Origin of the sequence: Mycobacterium sp. RTGN5 (assembly GCF_033804465.1) — a bacterium.
Classification (GTDB): domain Bacteria; phylum Actinomycetota; class Actinomycetes; order Mycobacteriales; family Mycobacteriaceae; genus Mycobacterium.
On the sequence record NZ_JAPZLA010000004.1, the window covers coordinates 144,498 to 163,870 of the forward strand.

The 19,373-nt window shown below is 65.8% G+C and carries 13 protein-coding genes and 1 pseudogene; 7 read left to right on the forward strand and 7 right to left on the reverse strand.

Annotation, left to right across the window (positions count from 1 at the left end):
- Nucleotides 1-83: 83 nt before the first annotated feature.
- Together SLQ31_RS20860 and SLQ31_RS20865 are read left to right on the forward strand one after the other, a co-directional pair.
- On the forward strand, nucleotides 84-1,985 hold the full coding sequence (locus SLQ31_RS20860; protein WP_413642731.1) for a PTS mannitol transporter subunit IICBA: 1,902 nt from the start codon (nucleotides 84-86) through the stop codon (nucleotides 1,983-1,985).
- 21 nt (nucleotides 1,986-2,006) lie between these two features.
- Nucleotides 2,007-2,765 (forward strand): DeoR/GlpR family DNA-binding transcription regulator, encoded by a 759-nt coding sequence (locus tag SLQ31_RS20865; RefSeq protein ID WP_319435960.1) that lies wholly within the window; start codon nucleotides 2,007-2,009, stop codon nucleotides 2,763-2,765.
- Here the strand turns inward: SLQ31_RS20865 and SLQ31_RS20870 are convergent.
- Nucleotides 2,762-3,718: a response regulator transcription factor gene (locus tag SLQ31_RS20870; protein WP_319435961.1), complete on the reverse strand. Its 957-nt coding sequence runs from the start codon at nucleotides 3,716-3,718 to the stop codon at nucleotides 2,762-2,764. The genes SLQ31_RS20865 and SLQ31_RS20870 overlap by 4 nt on opposite strands.
- 194 nt (nucleotides 3,719-3,912) lie before the next feature.
- Between SLQ31_RS20870 and SLQ31_RS20875 the strand changes: the two genes are divergently transcribed.
- Entirely contained in the window at nucleotides 3,913-5,118 is a 1,206-nt protein-coding gene (locus tag SLQ31_RS20875) for a helix-turn-helix domain-containing protein (RefSeq protein ID WP_319435962.1), read from the forward strand.
- A 17-nt stretch (nucleotides 5,119-5,135) separates the two neighbouring features.
- Here SLQ31_RS20875 and SLQ31_RS20880 read toward each other — a convergent pair whose 3' ends face one another.
- Genes SLQ31_RS20880 through SLQ31_RS20900 form a run of 5 tightly spaced genes read right to left on the reverse strand, consistent with a single transcriptional unit; the run spans nucleotide 5,136 to nucleotide 11,822 of the window.
- Entirely contained in the window at nucleotides 5,136-5,906 is a 771-nt protein-coding gene (locus SLQ31_RS20880) for a glucose 1-dehydrogenase (RefSeq protein WP_319435963.1), read from the reverse strand.
- Nucleotides 5,907-5,944: 38 nt separating this feature from the next.
- A complete protein-coding gene (locus tag SLQ31_RS20885) occupies nucleotides 5,945-7,045 on the reverse strand; it encodes a 3,4-dihydroxy-2-butanone-4-phosphate synthase (protein WP_319435964.1) in 1,101 nt (366 codons plus the stop codon).
- 14 nt (nucleotides 7,046-7,059) lie between these two features.
- Nucleotides 7,060-8,109, reverse strand: coding sequence for an alpha/beta hydrolase (locus SLQ31_RS20890; protein ID WP_319435965.1), 1,050 nt, complete (start codon nucleotides 8,107-8,109; stop codon nucleotides 7,060-7,062).
- 13 nt (nucleotides 8,110-8,122) lie between these two features.
- Nucleotides 8,123-10,672, reverse strand: coding sequence for an FAD-binding oxidoreductase (locus SLQ31_RS20895; RefSeq protein WP_319435966.1), 2,550 nt, complete (start codon nucleotides 10,670-10,672; stop codon nucleotides 8,123-8,125).
- 40 nt (nucleotides 10,673-10,712) lie between these two features.
- Nucleotides 10,713-11,822 (reverse strand): LLM class flavin-dependent oxidoreductase, encoded by a 1,110-nt coding sequence (locus SLQ31_RS20900; protein ID WP_319435967.1) that lies wholly within the window; start codon nucleotides 11,820-11,822, stop codon nucleotides 10,713-10,715.
- Between the two features lie 226 nt (nucleotides 11,823-12,048).
- Between SLQ31_RS20900 and SLQ31_RS20905 the strand changes: the two genes are divergently transcribed.
- Genes SLQ31_RS20905 through SLQ31_RS29520 form a run of 4 tightly spaced genes read left to right on the forward strand, consistent with a single transcriptional unit; the run spans nucleotide 12,049 to nucleotide 18,423 of the window.
- Nucleotides 12,049-12,945 (forward strand): enoyl-CoA hydratase, encoded by an 897-nt coding sequence (locus tag SLQ31_RS20905; RefSeq protein ID WP_319435968.1) that lies wholly within the window; start codon nucleotides 12,049-12,051, stop codon nucleotides 12,943-12,945.
- An 18-nt stretch (nucleotides 12,946-12,963) separates the two neighbouring features.
- The gene (locus SLQ31_RS20910; protein ID WP_319435969.1) at nucleotides 12,964-14,178 is read left to right on the forward strand and encodes an acyl-CoA dehydrogenase; all 1,215 of its coding nucleotides are present in this window, start codon (nucleotides 12,964-12,966) and stop codon (nucleotides 14,176-14,178) included.
- 1 nt (nucleotide 14,179) lies between these two features.
- Nucleotides 14,180-15,274: an acyl-CoA dehydrogenase family protein gene (locus SLQ31_RS20915; protein WP_319435970.1), complete on the forward strand. Its 1,095-nt coding sequence runs from the start codon at nucleotides 14,180-14,182 to the stop codon at nucleotides 15,272-15,274.
- Complete coding sequence (locus tag SLQ31_RS29520) at nucleotides 15,271-18,423, forward strand: long-chain-fatty-acid--CoA ligase (RefSeq protein WP_413642637.1); 3,153 nt, start codon at nucleotides 15,271-15,273, stop codon at nucleotides 18,421-18,423. Before SLQ31_RS20915 ends, SLQ31_RS29520 begins: the two co-directional genes overlap by 4 nt.
- Here the strand turns inward: SLQ31_RS29520 and SLQ31_RS20930 are convergent.
- A pseudogene (locus tag SLQ31_RS20930) lies at nucleotides 18,420-19,169 on the reverse strand (L,D-transpeptidase); the annotation flags it as partial. The gene SLQ31_RS29520 and the pseudogene SLQ31_RS20930 sit on opposite strands and share 4 nt — an antisense overlap.
- Nucleotides 19,170-19,373 lie beyond the last annotated feature (204 nt).

Here is a 19,373-nt window from a genome sequence, read left to right on the forward strand (position 1 = left end):
GCCTCGAGTTGTCCACCACCGAGACGACGCCGCGGAGCGGCGCACGGGTTCACGTTCAGAAACTGGGCACGTCGCTGTCGAACATGGTCATGCCCAATATCGGCGCGTTTATCGCCTGGGGCCTGATCACCGCCCTCTTCATCAAGGCGGGCTGGCTGACCGGGATCTTCCCGGGACTGCGCGACCCGGGCGGCTGGGTAGCCAAGATCGGCGGCTGGGGCGACTTCGCCGACGGCGGCATCGTCGCCCCGATGATCACCTACCTGCTGCCGATCCTCATCGGAGCCACCGGCGGCCGGATGGTCTACGGGATCCGCGGTGGTGTCGTCGGCGCGATCGCGACCATGGGCGTCATCGCCGGCACCGACATCCCGATGTTCCTCGGCGCGATGATCATGGGGCCTCTCGGCGGCTGGGTGATGAAGAAGGTCGACGCCATCTGGGACGGCAAGGTCCGCCCCGGCTTCGAGATGCTCATCGACAACTTCTCCGCCGGCATCGTCGGGCTCATCCTGGCTGCCTTCGGCTTCTTCGGAATCGGTCCGATCGTCTCGAGCTTCAGCCACGGCGCGGGCAAGGTCGTGGATTTCCTGGTCGCCCACGAACTGCTCCCGCTGACCTCAATCTTCATCGAGCCGGCCAAGGTGCTGTTCCTCAACAACGCCATCAACCACGGCGTCCTGACGCCGCTGGGCACCACTCAGGCCCTGCAAACCGGCAAGTCCGTGTTGTTCCTGCTGGAGGCCAACCCCGGACCTGGACTCGGAATCCTGCTGGCGTTCACAGTGTTTGGCCGCGGCGCCGCGAAGGCATCGGCACCGGGCGCGGCGATCATCCAGTTCTTCGGCGGCATCCACGAGATCTACTTCCCGTACGTCCTGATGAAGCCCAAGTTGATCCTTGCCACGATCCTCGGCGGCGCGACCGGCGTCTTCATCAATGTGCTGTTCGGGTCGGGACTGCGTGCGCCGGCGGCCCCGGGTTCGATCATCGCGGTGTACGCGCAGACGGCCACCGGTAGCTTCCTCGGCGTCACGCTGTCGGTATTCGGTGCGGCCGCAGTCTCATTCGCGGTGGCCGCACTGCTGCTCAAGACCGACAAGTCTGACGACGAGGGCGACCTGGCCGCCGCGACCGCGGGGATGGAAGCCCTGAAAGGCAAGAAGTCCAGTGTGGCGGCAGCCCTGGTCGGGTCGTCGGCCAGCGGTCCGATCACCAACATCGTGTTCGCCTGCGACGCCGGCATGGGTTCGTCGGCGATGGGCGCCTCGGTGCTGCGCAAAAAGGTGCACGGCGCGGGCTTCTCCGATGTGACGGTCACCAACCAGTCGATCGCAAACCTCACCGACACCTACGGACTGGTGGTGACCCACCAGGACCTGACCGCCCGTGCGAAGCAGCGGACGCCGTCCGCAGTACACGTCTCAGTGGACAACTTCATGAACGCGCCGCAGTACGACGAGATCGTCGAGCTGCTCGGGAAGGTCAACGGCGGCAATGGCGCGCCGGGTGGCCCGGCCGCCCCGCTCGAACAAGCCGACGACGTCCCGGCCCAGGACGTGCTCACCGTCGAATCCATCGTGCTTGCGGGTACCGCCACCACACGGGACGCCGCAATCAGCGAGGCGGGACGGTTGTTGGTCGCCTGTGGTGCCGTCGAACCGTCCTACGTCGACGCGATGCACGAGCGGGAAGGCTCGGTGTCCACGTATATGGGCAACGGCCTGGCCATCCCGCACGGCACCAACGAGGCCAAGGATTCCATCCGTCACACCGGAATCTCGTTCGTGCGCTACACCGAACCGATCGACTGGAACGGCAAGCCGGCCGAGTTCGTGGTTGGTATCGCCGGTGCCGGCAAGGATCACATGGCCCTGCTGACGAAGATCGCTGGGGTGTTCCTGAACAAGGACGAGGTGGCCCGACTCCGGGACGCCACGAGCGCCGAGCAGATCCAATCGGTGCTCGGTGGTTCCCAGACATGACAGACAAGTGAGAATGGGCAGGTGGATTCGGACACCCGTCAAGGCCGCATCGTCGAGTTCGCCCGCACCAGGGGGCGGGTCGAGGTAGCCGCACTGGCCGAGGAGCTGGATGTCGCGGCCGAGACGATCCGCCGGGACTTGAAGGTCCTCGCCGGTCGCAGGATGCTCAAACGCGTCCACGGCGGCGCCATCCCGCTGGAGACCGCGGCGTTCGAATCGACGGTCGAGTACCGCAGCCAGGTGGACCTCGCCGAGAAGCACCGGATCGCCGGCGCCGCCACCGAGCTGCTACACGGCGCCGAAACGGTGTACCTCGATGAGGGTTTCACCCCGAGGTTGATCGCCGAGCGGCTGGCCGAGCAGGAGCTGACGGTGGTCACCTCCTCGCTGCTGGCCGCCGAGGCGCTGGCTCACAGCGACTCGGTGACGGTCCTGCTACTCGGCGGGCGGATGCGCGGCCGCACGCTGGCCACCGTGGATCATTGGGCGACCGACATGCTGGGCAGCCTGGTGATCGACATCGCTTACCTTGGGACGAACGGCATTTCACCCGAACACGGGCTCACCACACCCGACCCCGCGGTCGCCGCGGTGAAGCAGACCGCCGTCAAGGTCGCTCGTCGCCGCGTTCTGGTGGCCGCACACACCAAGTTCGGCGCCAGCAGTTTCTGTCGATTCGCCGAAGTGTCCGATTTCGATTCGATCGTGACCGGCACCGAGCTTTCGGTCACCGACGCACGGCGCTACGAAGCGCTGGGGCCGTCGGTCGTCAGGACCTAAGGACCCCGCCTCGTGAGTCGGTGATACAGGGCCGCAGCCTCGGTTCGGTTGGCAGCGCCCAGCTTCCGCAGGATCCGCTTGACGTGTACCTTCACCGTGTTCTCGGTCAGGAACAGCTTGGTGGCAATCTGGGCGTTGGTTTTTCCCAACGCGATGCTGCGCAACACATCCCATTCACGCGGCGAAAGCCGTTGGGTGGCATGTTCGGCGCTGAGCAACGGTGACACCGCCGCCAGCCGCACCGGCGACGACTGATTCGGATGCGCGCCCTCGCAGCCGTCGTCTGCCCGCTCGGACAGGCACGCTGACGCCTGGTTGATCACCTTCAACCGGTCAGCGAGTTGCGCCCGCTCGATGGCCAGCCCTAGACCACCGGCGTACAGGCCGAGTAGTCGCCGGTCGATCTCCTCCACGCTGCGATCGGGATAGCGATCGGCGTGCACCATGGCCACCGGAAGGCCCCACGCTTGAACGGGCGCGGCAACGTAATCGGTTGTCCGAGCGAATCTCACGAGCTTGCGGAACACCCTGGAGTTCGATTGCGCATCCGACACCAGGATCGGGGTTCCACTGAGCAACATCTCGGATTCGAGCAACTGGCCCGCCAACCGTCGCGAATGCGCGGTTCCGAACGCCACGAGCTGCTCGGCGAAGTCGGGATCTGATACGGCATAGGCACTTTGGGTCAGCCAGATCCCATGGTCGACGCCGGAGAACAGCACCCGGCTGAAACCGATCTGGGCCGCCGCCTCGGCCGCCAGCGCCAGCAGTTCGTCCATCGAGGAGGCCGATATGAGTCTGTCAACGGCCTTCTGCACGCCGGCGATCAGATTCCCGGTGTCGGGCTCGCACACGTCGCTTCGCACCCGGGCGGTGCGACCCACCGCAGCGGGCAGATGGCTCAGCGAAGTCCCGCCGGATGTCTTCACCATCGCATCGAGACGACTGATCACCACCGCGAGAGTACGCGGGGCGTTCAATTATGTCTATAGCCAATACCCGTCATTTTCCTGCCCGCTGACTCCAATAGCCCATGCAGATATACATTTTCTTCGATTGATGTATTTTTTTATTACGTTCGCGATCCGGCCGTGATGCGATCTGGGAAGATGTTGCGATCCGGCGAGCAGGAAGGAGCACTCCAGCGATGCAGCCAACCGTCCCGGCCGTGCGGCGCAGGCCGAAGGACCGCAAGAAGCAGATCCTCGATCAGGCTGCGCGGCTGTTCATCGACCGCGGCTTCCATTCGGTCAAGCTGGAGGAGATCGCCGAAGCGGCCGGTGTGACCGCCCGCGCCCTGTATCGCCACTATGACAACAAGCAGGCACTTCTCACCGCGGCAATCCTGAACGCGCAGGACGAGTATCAGAGTGTTCGCAATCCCGAGGGCCGCGCACCGGAGGCGGCCGCCCGCCCGCTGCACGCCGAATTGCCCGAGCTGATAGCAGCGGCGGTCGAGACGCGAGCGCTGACAGTGCTGTGGCAGCGGGAGGCCCGCTACCTCACCACAGACGATCGTGCCGAAGTGCGCGGCCGTATCAATGCGATCGTCGCGGGCATCCAAGCCGGTGTCCGGCTTGAGGTGCCGGAACTGAGCCCCCCGCACATCGAGCTACGGGCGTGGGGCGCGTCGAGCACGCTGACCAGTCTTGGGCGACATAGCCTCAGCCTGCCCAGCGCCGAGCTCAAGGACGTCATATACCGGGCGTGCATGGCCGCCGCACGCACAGTGCCGGTCGGAGAGCTCGAACCGATCGACACTCCGGCCGACCGCGAGCTGGCGTCGTTCTCGCGTTACGAAACGCTGCTGGCCGCAGGCGCACAACTGTTCCGCGCCCACGGATTTCCCGCCGTCAGCACGGCCGACATCGGCAAGCGTGTCGGTATCGCGGGGCCAGGCCTGTACCGATCCTTTTCCTCTAAGCAGGCGATCCTCGACACCTTGGTGCGCCGCCTGGACGAGTGGTCGGCGCTGGAGTGCATCCGCGCGCTACGCACGAATGATCCTGCGGCGCAACGCCTGTACCAACTCGTCGCCGGGCGGGTGCGACTCAGCCTGGAGGATCCCGACCTGGTCTCAGTATCCATCACTGAGCTGTCGTCGACGTCCGCCGAGGTTCGCGACAGCGTCGTCAGAAATCAGGCCGACCGCGACGCGATATGGATCGAGCTGATCCGGATTTTGGTGCCGCAGACCACCGTTGCGCAGGCCCGTCTGTTGGTCGCCGCCGCCGTCAGCTTCATCGAAGACGTCGCGCGGACATGGCATCTCACCCGCCGGACCGATGTCGCGCAGGAGATGACCGCTATCGCGCTGTCGATCCTGACCAGCCAAGCCGACGCGCCCGAGTAAGCCGGCGAGAAGTTCAATCACCACAGCGCCGCGAGTGTTCCGCCATCGGCGACCTGCGCCGTCCCGTTGACCATTGATGCATCGTCGGACAGCAGGAATGCGACAACGCTGGCCATCTCCTCGGGTCCGGCCATCCGGCCCTGCAGGCGCCCAATCATCGTGCCGGCCCCGCCCTCACCGAGCGCTTCGTCGAACATCGTCATCGCCGTCTGCTGCATCGGGGTGTCGACGAAGGCGGGGAGCACCGCGTTCGATCGCACATTCGCCGAACGCAATTCGGCCGCAGTGATGCGACTGAGGTGAATGATGCCGGCCTTGGACATGCCGTAGGCGGATGTGCCCGCGGCCGCGACCTGACCGCCCAGTGACGACATGTTCACGATGGCACCGCCGCCACGCTCGATCATCCGCGGCGCGGCGTGCTTGGTACACAACCACGCGCCGCGCAGATTGATGCGGATGACCCGATCGAAGTCGTCGACTTCGGTCTCCAGCAGCGGCGCGAAATGCACGACGCCGGCGTTGGCGACGAGCTTGTCGACCCCGCCGAACGCCGTGACGCAGGCCTCGACCATCGCGATCACCTGTGCCTCTTCGCTGACATCCACCCGGTGGCCGATCGCGCCGCCGCCGATCTCCGAGGCGGCGGCGTCGGCGGAGGCGGCGTTGATGTCCGCGCACAGGACCCGGCAGCCCTCGGCGGCCAGTCGTCGCGCGATTGCGAGGCCGATGCCGGCTCCCGCACCGGTCACGATCGCGGCTTTGCCGGCCAGGTCCGGATGCGTCATCGAGCCATCTCTCCCATCGTGTTGTGTCCCAGCACTTCTCAGCCGACCGCCAACCGCAGCGACGCGGCCGACTCGACGTGCAGGCCATGCTCGCGGATCGCCCCGAACATCAGCAGGCCCAGCTCGGGTGCATCGTCGGACAGCCGCACGGTATACACGCCGAGGTCACGCAGGATCCACGCAACGGTCTCCGACAGGAGATCCGGCGCGGTGGTGCTGGTGAGCAGACCACAGGCGCGGGGTGCCGACGGGCGCAGGTAGATGATCATGCCGGTGCCCGTGGCGCGCATCGCCGTAACCGCATTGTCGAGTTCGGCGCCGCACCGACAGACCAGGGATCCGAAGACATCGCCAGTGATGCACTCGACGTGGACGTGCAGCGGCATGGGCGCATCGGCGTCGGCGCGGCCCGCGATCATCGCCAAATGCTCGCATCCGTCACCGGTGTCGCGGAAGCCGACCACCCGGAATGTGCCGGCGACAGTCGGCACTGTCGTCTCTGCCGAACGCACCACCTGCGGCTCGCTACGCCGCCGGTACGCGGCGATCTCGGCGATCGAGACGAAGGGGAGCCGGTGGCGCTCGGCGAACGAAGCCAGCTCGTTCCTGTCTGCCATCGCGACCGGGTTCTGCTGGGAGACAAGCTCGCACAGCACACCGGCCGGTCGTCTCATGCCGAGGGATGCCAGGTCGACGGCTGCCTCCGCCGCACCTGGCGACGCCCCCAACACTCCGTGCCGTCCGGCCTGAACCGGGACCACATGGCCCGGCCTGCGGAAATCGGCCGCCGTGGCGTCGGCTGCGGCCAAGGCGGCGATGGTGTGGGCACGATCGATCGACGAGATGCCGGTGCCGGTCTCGCGGAAATCAACGGCGACCCGATGGGTTGCCGTGCCGGTGGGTTCACCGTCCTGGTGACACACCGGCGGCAGGTTCAACCGCTCACATTCCGAACCCGGCAGAGCGACCCGGACGTAGCCCGAGGTGTGCCGCACAGTGAACGTGAGGAGCTCCGGCGTCGCGGCATCCGCCGCGAACACCACATAGCCTTGGGCCTCAACGTCGTCCACCACCACGACCGGGCGGCCGGTGGCGACGGCGGAGACGGCGCGGCGCACGCGCCCGTGCGAGGTTCTCATTGCCGAAACACCCCTTACGACAATCCGGTGAGGAAATCGAGGAGCAGCCGGTTGGTTTCCTTGGGCTCCTCCTGTTGGATCCAGTGCCCGACGCCATCGACCATGTGGGTGCCGCAGTAGTTCGGCATCACCTCGTGTGCGCGTTCGGTGGCTTCGGCACCCCAGGTAGTGCCGACGTCGTATTGACCACCGATGAACAGCGCCGGCGGGGTCAGCGGGGTGCCCTCGTACTCAGCGAGGTCGTGCCAATCGTTGTCGAGGTTGTGGTAGAAGCTCAACGGCCCGCCCAGACCGGATCGTTCGAATTCCCCTGTGTAGAAGTCGAGGTCGGCTTCGGTGAACCAGTCCGGCATGGTCTCGGGGTAGACGAAGGCATCCTTGAGCCGCGCCCCGTGCGGCATGCACAGCGGGCCGGAGCGGATCACCTCGATCGGGTCCATCGCGGCGAGGTCGACCCCGGCTGCCACCGCGGCCGCAGTCGCGGCCGCCATGGCATCTCCGGACACCGTGTAGGTGAGACCGAGCAGCCAGCCGCGCAGATCTTCTTCGATCTCGGCGATGATGGCGTCCTGCTCGGAGAAGTAGTCCTGGTACCAGACCTTGCCCGGGCCGGCCAGTTCCACGTGGTAGTCGTTGGGCCGCTGCTCACCGAAGGGGCTGCCGGGCAAGCCGATCACGCCACGTCCGGCGAACGGCACGCTGATCCCCACCACGCCACGGCAGCGGTCGGGATGCAGCCAGGCGAAGGTCCACGCGACCGGGGCACCCCAGTCGTGACCGATGACCACCGCCTGTTTCTCGCCGTAGGCGTCGATGACTCCGAGGATGTCGCCGGCCAATTCCTTGATGCGGTAGGCGGTTTGCACCCGGTACTTCGAGGATTGGCCGTAGCCCCGCTGGTCGATGGCCACCACCCGGTACCCCGCGGCGGCCAGGGCGGGGAGCTGGTGCCGCCAGGAATACCACGACTCGGGAAATCCGTGCACCAGCACAACCAGCGGCCCCTCGCCCTCTTCGACGGCGTGGATCCGGGTGCCCCGGCAGTTCAGCATCCGATGGATCATCTGTGCCTCTTCTCTAAGGGGAGCGGGTTGTCGCCAAACCGACCGGGATTTCCTCGGTTTGGACCAGGTGGTCGGGTGATGGGATGGTGCGGTTCTCGTAGTTGCGGGCGATGAGGGTCTTCTGTCCGGACAGCTTGGTCCGAGCCCATTTGCCGACCACGCGCGCCGCGACCTTGGGCGTCATCAGTGCAGCTGCCGGTTTGACCAGATGGACGACGGCGAGGAACTCGTTGTAGGTGTCCGGATCGTCGTGGACCAACTCCATCACCCGGTCCATGTACCAGGTAAGTGCGCCGAAGTAGAAGGGCCGCTTCTTGTCCACGTCCTTGAGCCAGTCGAAGCGCAGGTTCTGTTCGCGGATGACGAACCAGGCGGTGTCGGCCAGCTTGGCGATCGTGCGGAAATAGCGGCGCGGCAGATCGGGGTGAGTGGGCTCGTACTTCGCGAGCAGCAGTTGCATCTCCCGAACTTCCTTGAGCGCCAGCGTCATCCCCAGGCCAGATACGGGGTCGGCACTGGTGTAGGCATCACCGACGACCAGCAGCCCCCGCGGAAGGTTGCGTTTCTTCTCGTAGTGCAGCCGCAACATGTTGGGGTAGCGGAAGTTGTAGATCGGCGAGGCCGGCTCGAGCCCGTCGATGTTCTCCCCGATCACCGCCGACGGCATGAGATTGGCGAACTCCCGGAACTCCTGTGCCGTACGTGGGGGCGAATAGCAGTTGTAGGCGACCAGTGACGTGGACAAGATGGTTCGCGAGCTGTCGGTGTAGTACTGCGCCGCGTAGGTGTCCTCGTACGGGCGGTACGCGTAGCAGATGACCATCACCTTGTCGTCCCACTGCCGCTCCGGCGGCACCCGGTGAAACATCGTGGAGTAGAAGCAGTTGATGATGTCCTGCTCGACCTCCGGCGCCCCGATGCCGATGCGATCAAGGAACTCCGGGAAGTGCGTGTTCTTTCCCGACGCATCGACCACGAATTCTGCTGGTACCAGCTCGAGTTCGCCTCCGTCGTCGGCGACCGCGACGCCGATGACGCCGTCGTTGCCACGGTCATAGATCAGGTCGGCGACTTCGGATTCATAGCGGAAGCTGATCCGAGGTTCGTCGTCCAGGCGGCGGCGCACACACCACTCGAGCAACGGCCGGCCGGCGCAGACGATCTGGATGGGCCCGGTACCTGGTTTCTTCCAGCTGCCGCCGAGCCGAATGCGGTACTGGGCGGCCATGTCGACGTCGAACGCGCCCTCGCGCACCATATCGTCGATGATTCCGGGGAAGAACCGCTCCAGTTCGATGCGGCCTGCGGTGAGCAGATGGTGCAGGTGCCAGCCTTGTGCCGCGCCCGGCCTGCCCTCGCGGCGGGCGTGCGGTGCATCCTTTTCCAGGACGATGACCTTGTCGAATGTCTCGCTGAGCACCTTGGCTGCGGCGATTCCCGCGATGCTGCCACCGACCACGACCGCGGTGCCGCGCCCGCGGCGGCGAACGTCGGCCAGATCGATCGTGGCGTAGTCCAGCCGTGGTGCCGTGCGCCGGCGCCGGGCCCCGCTGGCCACGAACTTCTCGTAGTACAGACCGGTCCCGTGGATACCGTTGTCGTCCAGCCACTTTTGGGTGTCGCGCACCAGTCCCGCCGGGCCACACAGGTACACGTCGGCGTTACCGCCGTCGAACATGCGCGCGTCGAGGACATCGGTGACCCGCCCCAGCGGCCCGTGCCACTCGGCGCTCGGACGGGAGACGACGGTGTGGACTTCCAGCCCCGGTAGCCGCCGCTTCAGGACCTCGAGTTCATCCAGTTTGCAGAGATCGTCGGCGTAACTCACGCCGTACAACAGATGGACCGGCCCGCGGTGGCCGTCGTCCAGGCTCTGCGCCATCGCAAGGATCGCCGACAATCCGGTGCCGCCGGCCACCAGGACCACCGGCCGGGCGGGCTGGCGCAGATAAAAGCCGCCCTTGCTGCACCGCATGGCGATTCGGTCGCCGACTTTGGCCTTCTCGCGCAGATAGTCCGACATCACGCCCTGAGGCAGCAGTCGGACGATGAACTCCACCTCGGTGCGTCCGTCGGCGGGATGGGCATAGGAATAGTTGCGCCACACGCTCGTCCCTGGCACCTGCAACTGAGCGAACTGTCCCGGCAGATAGACCAGCGGCTCCAGCCCGGAGACATCGACACGCAGCAGCGCCGTTGTCGGCGACACGTGCTCAACCGCTGTCACCACACCAGTGCCGATGACCAGCCGCGCGGCGTTGTCATCGGCCGGGTACTGCAGACTGATCACACAGTCTGACTTCGCGAAGGTCTGACAGGTCAACACCTTTCGAGCATCCCGTTCGACCTCGGAGAGCCCTTCGGTGCGGCCCATCTCGTAATCGCCTGAGGCGCAGGTGGCCACGCAGGTTCCGCAGATCCCGCTCTGGCATTCGTTGACGATCGCAATGCCGTGTTCCTCGGCAGCGTCCAGGATCGACTGGTCGGGCTGCACTGGCATCGTCTTGTGCGTTCCGTCCGAATACCGCACGGTGATCGCTGGGACGTTTGTAGCCACCTGCATGGCTCTTCCTCTCGGTCCGATTCGGTCCTATGGATCCCGGTTAGACGATCGCCGACGCCGGTTTCTTGGCGATGCGCGCGTTGAGCCGCGGCATGACCTCTTCGGCCAGCAGCCGCATGGACTCTTTCCACGGACCCGGATTGTCGAGGTAATCGAAACCGAGGATCAGCAGATGTCCGAACCCGCCGACCTGGTCGTAGGTGGCTTCCAGCTTGTCGACCACCGTTTCGACCGAGCCGACGACAAAGGTGTTCTCGGCCAAGTACTCCGGGGTCACATCCTCATCGGGCACCGACGGGTCGTGCTTGTAGAACTTGGTCATGCCGAACATCCGGAAGGTCGGCAAGACGTACTCGCGCATGTTGCGGCCCATCATGCCGTCCACCGCGTAGCGGAACGCCTGTTCGTCTGTTTCGGCGACGACGACCTCGCGCACCAGCCGCCAGTCCTTGCGATCCGGCGTACGTCCCGACCGGGCGGCACCTTCGAGCACCGCGTCCCAGTGCGAGGCAACATATTCGGTGTTGAGGTCCAGGCTCATCGGGAGGTAGCCCCGCTCGCCGGCCATCTTCAGGGTCTCGGAGCCCGCGCTGAACCCGGTCACCCCGATCGGGGGGTGAGGTGCCTGGAAGGGCTTGATGTGCCGCCTCATCAGGCCGTCGAACATCGGCGCGATTCCGTTGGCGTTCCAGTACTTTCCGCGGAACTCCCACGGCTGATCCTCGGTCCAGACCTTCAACATGATTTCGAGCGCTTCGCGGGTCATCTCGCGGTGCTCACCGTTCTTGCCGTCGACGTCGAACAACGCCCAGTCCCCCGGGATACCGCTGGCGCCGACACCGAGCATGAACCGGCCCTGCGCGAGGTGGTCGAAGTAGGCCACCCGATGGGCCAGCTCGACCGGATGGTGATACGGCAGCAGATGCGCGCCGGGAGCGAGCTTGATGTTCTTGGTGCGCAGCAGCGCCTGAGCCAGCAGCAGATCCGGCGCGCAGATCGGTTCCCACGGCACCGTGAAGTGCTCGCCGACCCACGCCTCCACGTAGCCGAGCTCGTCGGCCAGCGTGATGAGGTCAAGGTCCCACTGGGTCGCGTCGTACAGGCTGCGCTCCGGTGGATGCGCCGGCATCAGGAAAAGTCCGATCTCCATCTTGAACCCTCTCGGTAGTGGTCGAGCAAGCGCATCTGATCCCTCGGCTGCGACTTACAACACAGTACTAGCAAGATACTTGACCAGATGCAAGAACCACTTTTTCTTGCTTGTTTACTGAGCCACAAGTTTCTTTATGAGCGTATCGGCTATGGACATTTTGATCATCGCCCGCGTAGCGTGCTGCAACAGCGGCGGCCATCCGCAGCGAGGGAAGGGAGCATTCGTGCAGCATTTCGACTACATCGGGTACGAGGTCATCGACGACGGCCGGATCGCCGTGATCACTCTCGATCGCCCGAAACAGCGCAACGCGCAGAACCGGGGAATGCTCGTCGAGCTCGGGACGGCGTTCGAACTCGCTGAAGAGGACGACACCGTCCGCGTGGTGATCCTGCGCGGCGCAGGGCCCTGCTTCTCAGCGGGCCACGACCTCGGTTCCTCCGATGACGTCCGGGAACGCTCGAACGGTTCCGGCCAGCACCCCACCTACCTATGCAACGGCGGGACGCTGACCGGCGCCGATGCCCGGCACCGGCAGGAATGGCACTACTTCTTCCAGAACACCAAGCGGTGGCGAAACCTGCGCAAGATCACCATTGCCGAGGTGCACGGACTGGTCTTGTCGGCGGGTCTGATGCTGACCTGGTGCTGCGATCTCATCGTCGCCGCGGAGGACACGACCTTCGCCGACGTGGTCGGCACCCGGTTGGGGATGTGCGGGGTCGAGTACTTCGGCCACCCCTGGGAATTCGGCCCACGCAAGGCCAAAGAACTGCTGCTCACCGGTGACTCGCTGAGCGCCGACGACGCCCACGCCCTCGGGATGGTCAGCAAGGTCTTCGCAGGCGATGAGCTCTCGGAGCGCACCATCGAGTTCGCCCGCCGCATCGCCAAGGTCCCGACTGTCGCGTCGCTGCTGATCAAGGAATCGGTGAACCAGACCGTGGATGCCATGGGCTTCTCCACCGCGCTGGACGCCTGCTTCTCGCTGCACCAGCTCAATCACTCGCATTGGGCCGAACTGAATGGCAATCCGCTGGGCATCGGCACCCTTGAGGACGGACTCGAAGACTGGCGGCTGGCTCCGGAGATCCTGCCCGCCAGCAAGAACCGGCCCTGACCGGGGAGCGAAGCACAGGTGGACATCGACTATCCCCCCGAAGCGGAGAAATTCCGCGACGAGATCCGGGCCTTCCTCGCCGAACATCTGCCGTCCGACTGGACCGGTCCCGGCGCGCTACCGCCCGAGGAACGTGACGAGCTCCGGCATCGGTGGCGCAAGATCCTCGCCGACCGTGGCCTGGTGGCCATCTCCTGGCCCAAGGATTACGGCGGCGGCGGTCTTTCCGTGATCGAACAGGCGGTGCTGGCCGAGGAATTCTCCCGCGGCGGCGCGCCCGAGCGCGACGAGAACGACATGTTCGGCGTCGACCTGCTGGGCAACACCCTGATCGCCTTGGGCACCGAGGAGCAGAAGAAGCACTTCCTGCCGCGCATCCTGTCCGGTGAGGACCGCTGGTGCCAGGGTTTCTCCGAACCGGAGGCAGGTTCGGATCTCGCGTCGGTGCGGACGAAAGCCGTGCTCGACGGCGGTGAGTGGGTAGTCAACGGTCAGAAGATCTGGACGTCGGCGGGTCCGACGGCCAACTGGATCTTCGTGCTGGCCCGCACGGACCCCGAAGTGCCTAAGCACAAAGGCCTGTCGATGTTGTTGGTGCCGGTCGACCAGCCGGGTGTGGCGGTGCGGCCTATCGTCAATGCGGCCGGGCACGCGTCGTTCTCCGAGGTGTTCTTCACCGACGCCCGGGCCAGAGCCACCGATGTGCTCGGCGGGATCGGCGGCGGCTGGGCGACCGCGATGACGGTCCTCGGCTTTGAACGGGGCTCCCAGATCACCACGGCAGCAATTGAGTTCGGCCGCGGATTGGATTGGCTGCGGCAGCTCGCCAGGGCGCGGGGCCGGCACACCGAGCCCCTGATACGCGACGAGCTGGCGTGGTGCTATTCACGCGTGCAGATCCTGCGCTACCAGGGCTACCGCGGTCTGACCGCACTGCTGAACGGGCAGCGACCGGGTGCCGCGGCCGCCATCAACAAGGTGATCTGGAGCGAATACTTCCGCCGGTACACCGACCTGGCCGTCGACATCCTTGGGATTGACGCGCTTTACGCGGACGGTCCGGGAAACGGTGGCGCACTGATCATCCCGGTACCCGGCACACCCAATTCGGCGGCCTGCTGGCTCGACGAGCTGCTCTACGCGCGGGCCGCCACCATCTACGCGGGCAGCTCCCAGATCCAGCGCAACGTGATCGGTGAACAGCTGCTCGGCCTTCCGAAGGAGCCGCGCTGACATGGATTTTCGGTACAACACCGAGCAACTGGACTTTCGCGATTCGATGCGCGCCTTCCTGGCCGAGACCACCCCGCTGTCGTGGGTCCGTGAAGTCGCCGACGCACAGGGCCACGACGAACGGCTGTGGCAACGGCTATGCCGCGAACTGGAACTACCTGGGCTGCCGGTCCCGACCGAGTACGGCGGGGTGGGGGGCACGTTGGTCGAATCGGCGATCGTGTTCGAGGAGTTCGGCCGCGCGCTGACCCCGGTCCCGCTGGCCGGCCATGCCTTCGCCGTGCAGGCCGTGCTGAGCATGGGTAGCGAGGAACAACGTCAACGCCTGCTGCCCGGCCTGCTCAACGGAGAGCGCATCGCGACGTTCGCGGCCACCGGGCCGGGCGCCGCCGACCCCGCATCGGCGACGGTGTCAGCCAGCCGAGTCGATGGCCAGACGGTGCTGAACGGAGTATCCGCGCCGGTCTTGCATGGCCACGTCGCGGGACTGTTCGTGATTGCCGCACGCGCCGGGGATGCGGTCGGGCTCTACGTGGTGAGCGCCGACGCTCCAGGGGTCAGCGTCGAGCGGCTGCCGTCGTTCGACATCACCCGGCCCGTCGCCATACTGACCTTGCGGCAGGCCCCGGCCGAACAGCTCGATTCCTCTCCCGACCAGTTCGAGCGGGTGCTGGACACCGCGCGGGTGCTGCTGGCCGCCGAGATGCTCGGGGGCGCCGAGGCGTGCCTGGCAATGAGCGTCGAATACTCCTGCAGCAGAAGACAGTTCGATCGTGCGATCGGGATGTTCCAGGCGGTCAAACATATGTGTGCCGACATGGCGATCGAGATCGACGCAACCAGGGTGGCGGTGATGTTCGCGGCGATGAGTGCCTGCGACCCCGGCGAATTTGCCGTCGCCGCGCCGTTGGTGAAGGCGCAGGCCGCCGACACGTTCACCCTCTGCGCGGGCACCGCGACCCAGGTGCACGGTGGCATCGCCTTCACCTGGGAGCACGATCTGCATCTCTACCTCCGGCGGGCCAAAACCACCGAAGCCCTCTTCGGCAGCAGCGCGCAGCACCGGGCGCTCCTCGCCGACCGGGTCGGCCTGTGACCACGTCCGCGTCGACGGGGATCACCCTCAGTGACGTCCTCGCCCGGCACGCCCGGGTACGTCCCGGCACCGTCGCATTCGCCGACCCGCGCCGCCGCGGCACCTTTGGCGAGATCGACGCGCGGGTGACTCGGCTGGCCAACGCACTGGCGCAGCGCGGCATCAACCGCGGCGATCGGGTGGCGGTGCTGGGGCTCAACAGCCTCGAACTCGTCGAAACCTGGTTCGCGGCACTGCGTCTGGGTGCGGTCGTGGTGCCATTGAATTTTCGGCTGGTCGCCGACGAGATCGCCTACCTGCTGGCCGATAGTGGCGCATCGGCGGTTGTCGTCGACGCCGCGCTGGCGCCGGTGCTCGAGCGGGCGCAGTCGTCATCGGTGCACACCGTGCTGACCATCGGCGGCGACCTGCAGGACGCCATCGACCGTGCGGGCGAGGAACCCCTCGGCGTCATCGTGGGCGACCAGGACCCCGCATTCATCATGTACACCTCGGGCACCACCGGCTTCCCCAAAGGTGCTGTGCTGACGCACCGCAACCTCTATCTACACGCTTTCAGTTCGATTGCCACGCTGGGCCATCGCGCCGACGACGACTGCTGGCTGGGGGTGGCACCGCTGTTCCACACCGCGGGGGTATCGGGGATGTTGCCCGCGTTCTTCACCGGCGGCAAAGTCGTCATCCCGTCCTCGGGCGGGTTCGACGCCGAAGAGACGGTGCGCACCATCGTCACGGAGCGGGTGACCTCCTGCTGGATGACCCCGGCGCAGTGGCAGATTGTGTGCGCGATCGACGGACTCGCCGCACGGGACCTGTCGCACCTGCGGCGCATCTGGTGGGGAGCGGCCCCGGCCTCGACCACCTTGTTGCAGAACATGATCGACACCTTCCCTGGCGCCGAGATCGTCGCTGCATTCGGGCAGACCGAATGCAGTCCGATCACCTGCCTGTTACGTGGCGAGGACGCGATCGGAAAGATCGGCTCGGTCGGCACGCCGATGCTCAACGTCGAGGCCCGCATCGTCGATGACGACATGAACGACGTCGCGCCGGGTACGGTCGGCGAGATCGTCTATCAGGGCCCCCTGGTGATGACGGGGTACTGGAACAATCCCGCCGAAACGGCAGCGGCCTTTCGCGGCGGATGGTTCCATTCGGGTGACCTGGTCAGGCAGGATGAGGACGGCTACGTCTACGTGGTCGATCGGAAGAAGGACATGATCATTTCCGGCGGCGAGAACATCTACAGCGCCGAGGTGGAGAACGTCCTGGCGGCGCACCCCAAGATCGCCGAGGTGGCCGTCATCGGTGTGCCGGACCCGAAGTGGGGCGAGACGCCCTTGGCGGTGATCGTGCCGCGCGACCCCGGTGACCCGCCGACCGACGACGAGATCGAATCGCACTGCCGCGAGCGCCTCGCGGCCTACAAGCGCCCACGTCGCGTCGCCGTCGTTGACACGTTGCCCCGCAACGCAAGCGGCAAGGTACTCAAGACTGTCCTGCGCGAAAGGTACGGTGCGCCAATGTCCTATACGGCGTCGTATACGGCCGGCCCCGACGACATTGGCTTGCTGGACGAGACCATCGGCGCGAACTTCGAACGCACCGCGTCGGCATATCCCGATGTGGACGCACTGGTCGACGTCCCGACCGGACGACGCTGGACCTACGCCGAACTGAATCGTGAAATCGATTTGCTGGCAAGAGCACTGATGTCATCGGGCATCGACAAGGGCGACCGGGTCGGCATCTGGGCGCCCAACTGCGCGGAGTGGACCATGCTGCAGTACGCCACCGCGAAGGTGGGCGCGATCCTGGTGACCATCAACCCGGCCTACCGCACCCATGAACTGGCCTATGTGCTGCGGCACGCCGGCGTCCGGATGCTGGTGTCGGCTACCGAATTCAGAACCTCCGATTACCGCAGCATGGTCGCCGAGGTGCGCCCCGAGGTGCCGGATGTGGCCGAGGTGGTGTTTCTCGATTCCCCGGATTGGGCGTCGCTGAGACAACGCAGCGATCAGACGTCAGCCGACGAGCTGCGCGCCCGGATGGGGTCGCTCACGCAAGAGGATCCGATCAACATCCAATACACCTCCGGCACAACGGGTTCCCCCAAGGGGGCGGTGTTGTCGCACCGCAACATCCTCAACAACGGTTTCTTCGTCACCGACGTGATCAATTTCGGGCCAGGCGACCGGCTGTGTATCCCGGTGCCGTTCTATCACTGCTTCGGCATGGTGATGGGCAATCTGGGGTGTACCACCCACGGCGCCACGATGGTCATCCCGGCCGCCGGCTTCGACCCCGGCGCCACCCTGGCCGCGGTGGAACAGGAGCGCTGCACCGCGCTGTACGGGGTGCCGACCATGTTCATCGCGATGCTGGGACACCCCGACCTTGCGCAGCGTGACGTCTCGTCGCTGCGAACCGGCATCATGGCCGGCGCGCCGTGCCCGGTGGAGATCATGAAGCGCTGCCTCGATGCGCTCCACATGTCGGAGGTGTCCATCGCCTACGGCATGACCGAAACCTCACCGGTGTCGTGCCAAACCCTGATCGACGACGACCTGGAGCGCCGGACCGCCACCGTCGGGCGGGCGCATCCCCATGTCGAGATCAAGATCGTCGACCCCGACACCGGCGCGCTCGTCGAACGCGGTGCGACCGGCGAGTTCTGCACCCGCGGTTACTCGGTGATGCTCGGCTACTGGAATGACGAGGCCAAGACCGCCGAGGCCATCGACAGCGAGGGCTGGATGCACACCGGCGATCTGGCGGTGATGCGGGACGACGGCTACTGCCAGATCGTCGGGCGGATCAAGGACATGGTGATCCGCGGCGGGGAGAACGTCTATCCCCGGGAGATCGAGGAATTCCTGTACACCCACCCCGACATCGACGACGTCCAGGTGATCGGTGTGCCCGACCCGAGGTACGGGGAGGAGATCTGCGCGTGGATCAAGATGCGCGCGGGCAGTACGCCCCTGGATGCGGCGGGCGTGCAGGCATACGCGGCGGGAAAGCTGGCGCACTACAAGATTCCGCGCTACGTGCGTGTCGTCGACGACTTTCCGATGACCGTCACCGGCAAGGTGCGCAAGGTCGAGATGCGCGCCGACATGATCCGGCTGCTCGACACACCCTAGGCCCACTGATCCCAGGGCACGCTCCAGTCCCCGTTCTGCCACAGCTGCAGCGGCTTGCCTCCGCTGTGGCGCACCTCGACGACGTCGCCTGGCACCGAGAAGTTGTAGAACCAGGTGGCGTTGTCGCGGTTGAGGTTCAAACAGCCGTGGCTGGTGTCGGTGTTGCCCTGCGCCGACACCGTCGCGTCCAACTCGTGCAAGTAGACCCCGTCGGTGCTGATGCGCACCGCGTAGTTGATCGACTCCTTGTAGCCGAGATGGGAGTTGATCGGCAGACCGTACGTCGAGGAGTCCATGATCACCGGATTGCTCTTGTCCAGAACGGTATAGACACCCGGTTGGGTCCAGAAGCTCAGTGTCGTGTTGCCGACCTTCTCGGTGCCGCCACGGCCCATCGACGTGGGCATGGTGCGCACCAGCTTTCCGCCGTCGAATACCGTCACCTGCTTGGTGGCGTCGTCGGCGATCGACACGTGCGAGGCTCCGATGGTGAACGTCAGCGGCGGCCCCGGCCCCGGGGTCACGGTGACGACGGTGCCCGGGTCGTAGTACTGCGGTGGGCGCCAATGCGCGGTCCGATCATCGACCCAGTGCCATGCGCCGGCCACCTGCGTCGAGGTGTCGACCTGCAGCGCCTGATCGGCCAGACCTTTGTCGTCCACCGGACCGTCGAAATGCGCGACGATGACCGTGCCGATACCGTACGTCGCACCATTTTGCAGCGGCGCACCAGACGTGGTGGTGAACCGAACATTGGGCAGGACATCGTCAGCACACGCCATGGCGACCGGACCGAGTTGCAGTGCGATCAGTGCCGCCACCATCGACAACAGGACCCACGCCCTGCGAATCACATTGCGCATTCACCACTCCACGATCGACGGACCAACCGACCGATCGTAGACGTCAATCCTGATCACCCCGGCGTCGCCGTTGTCGGCGCGGGGCGG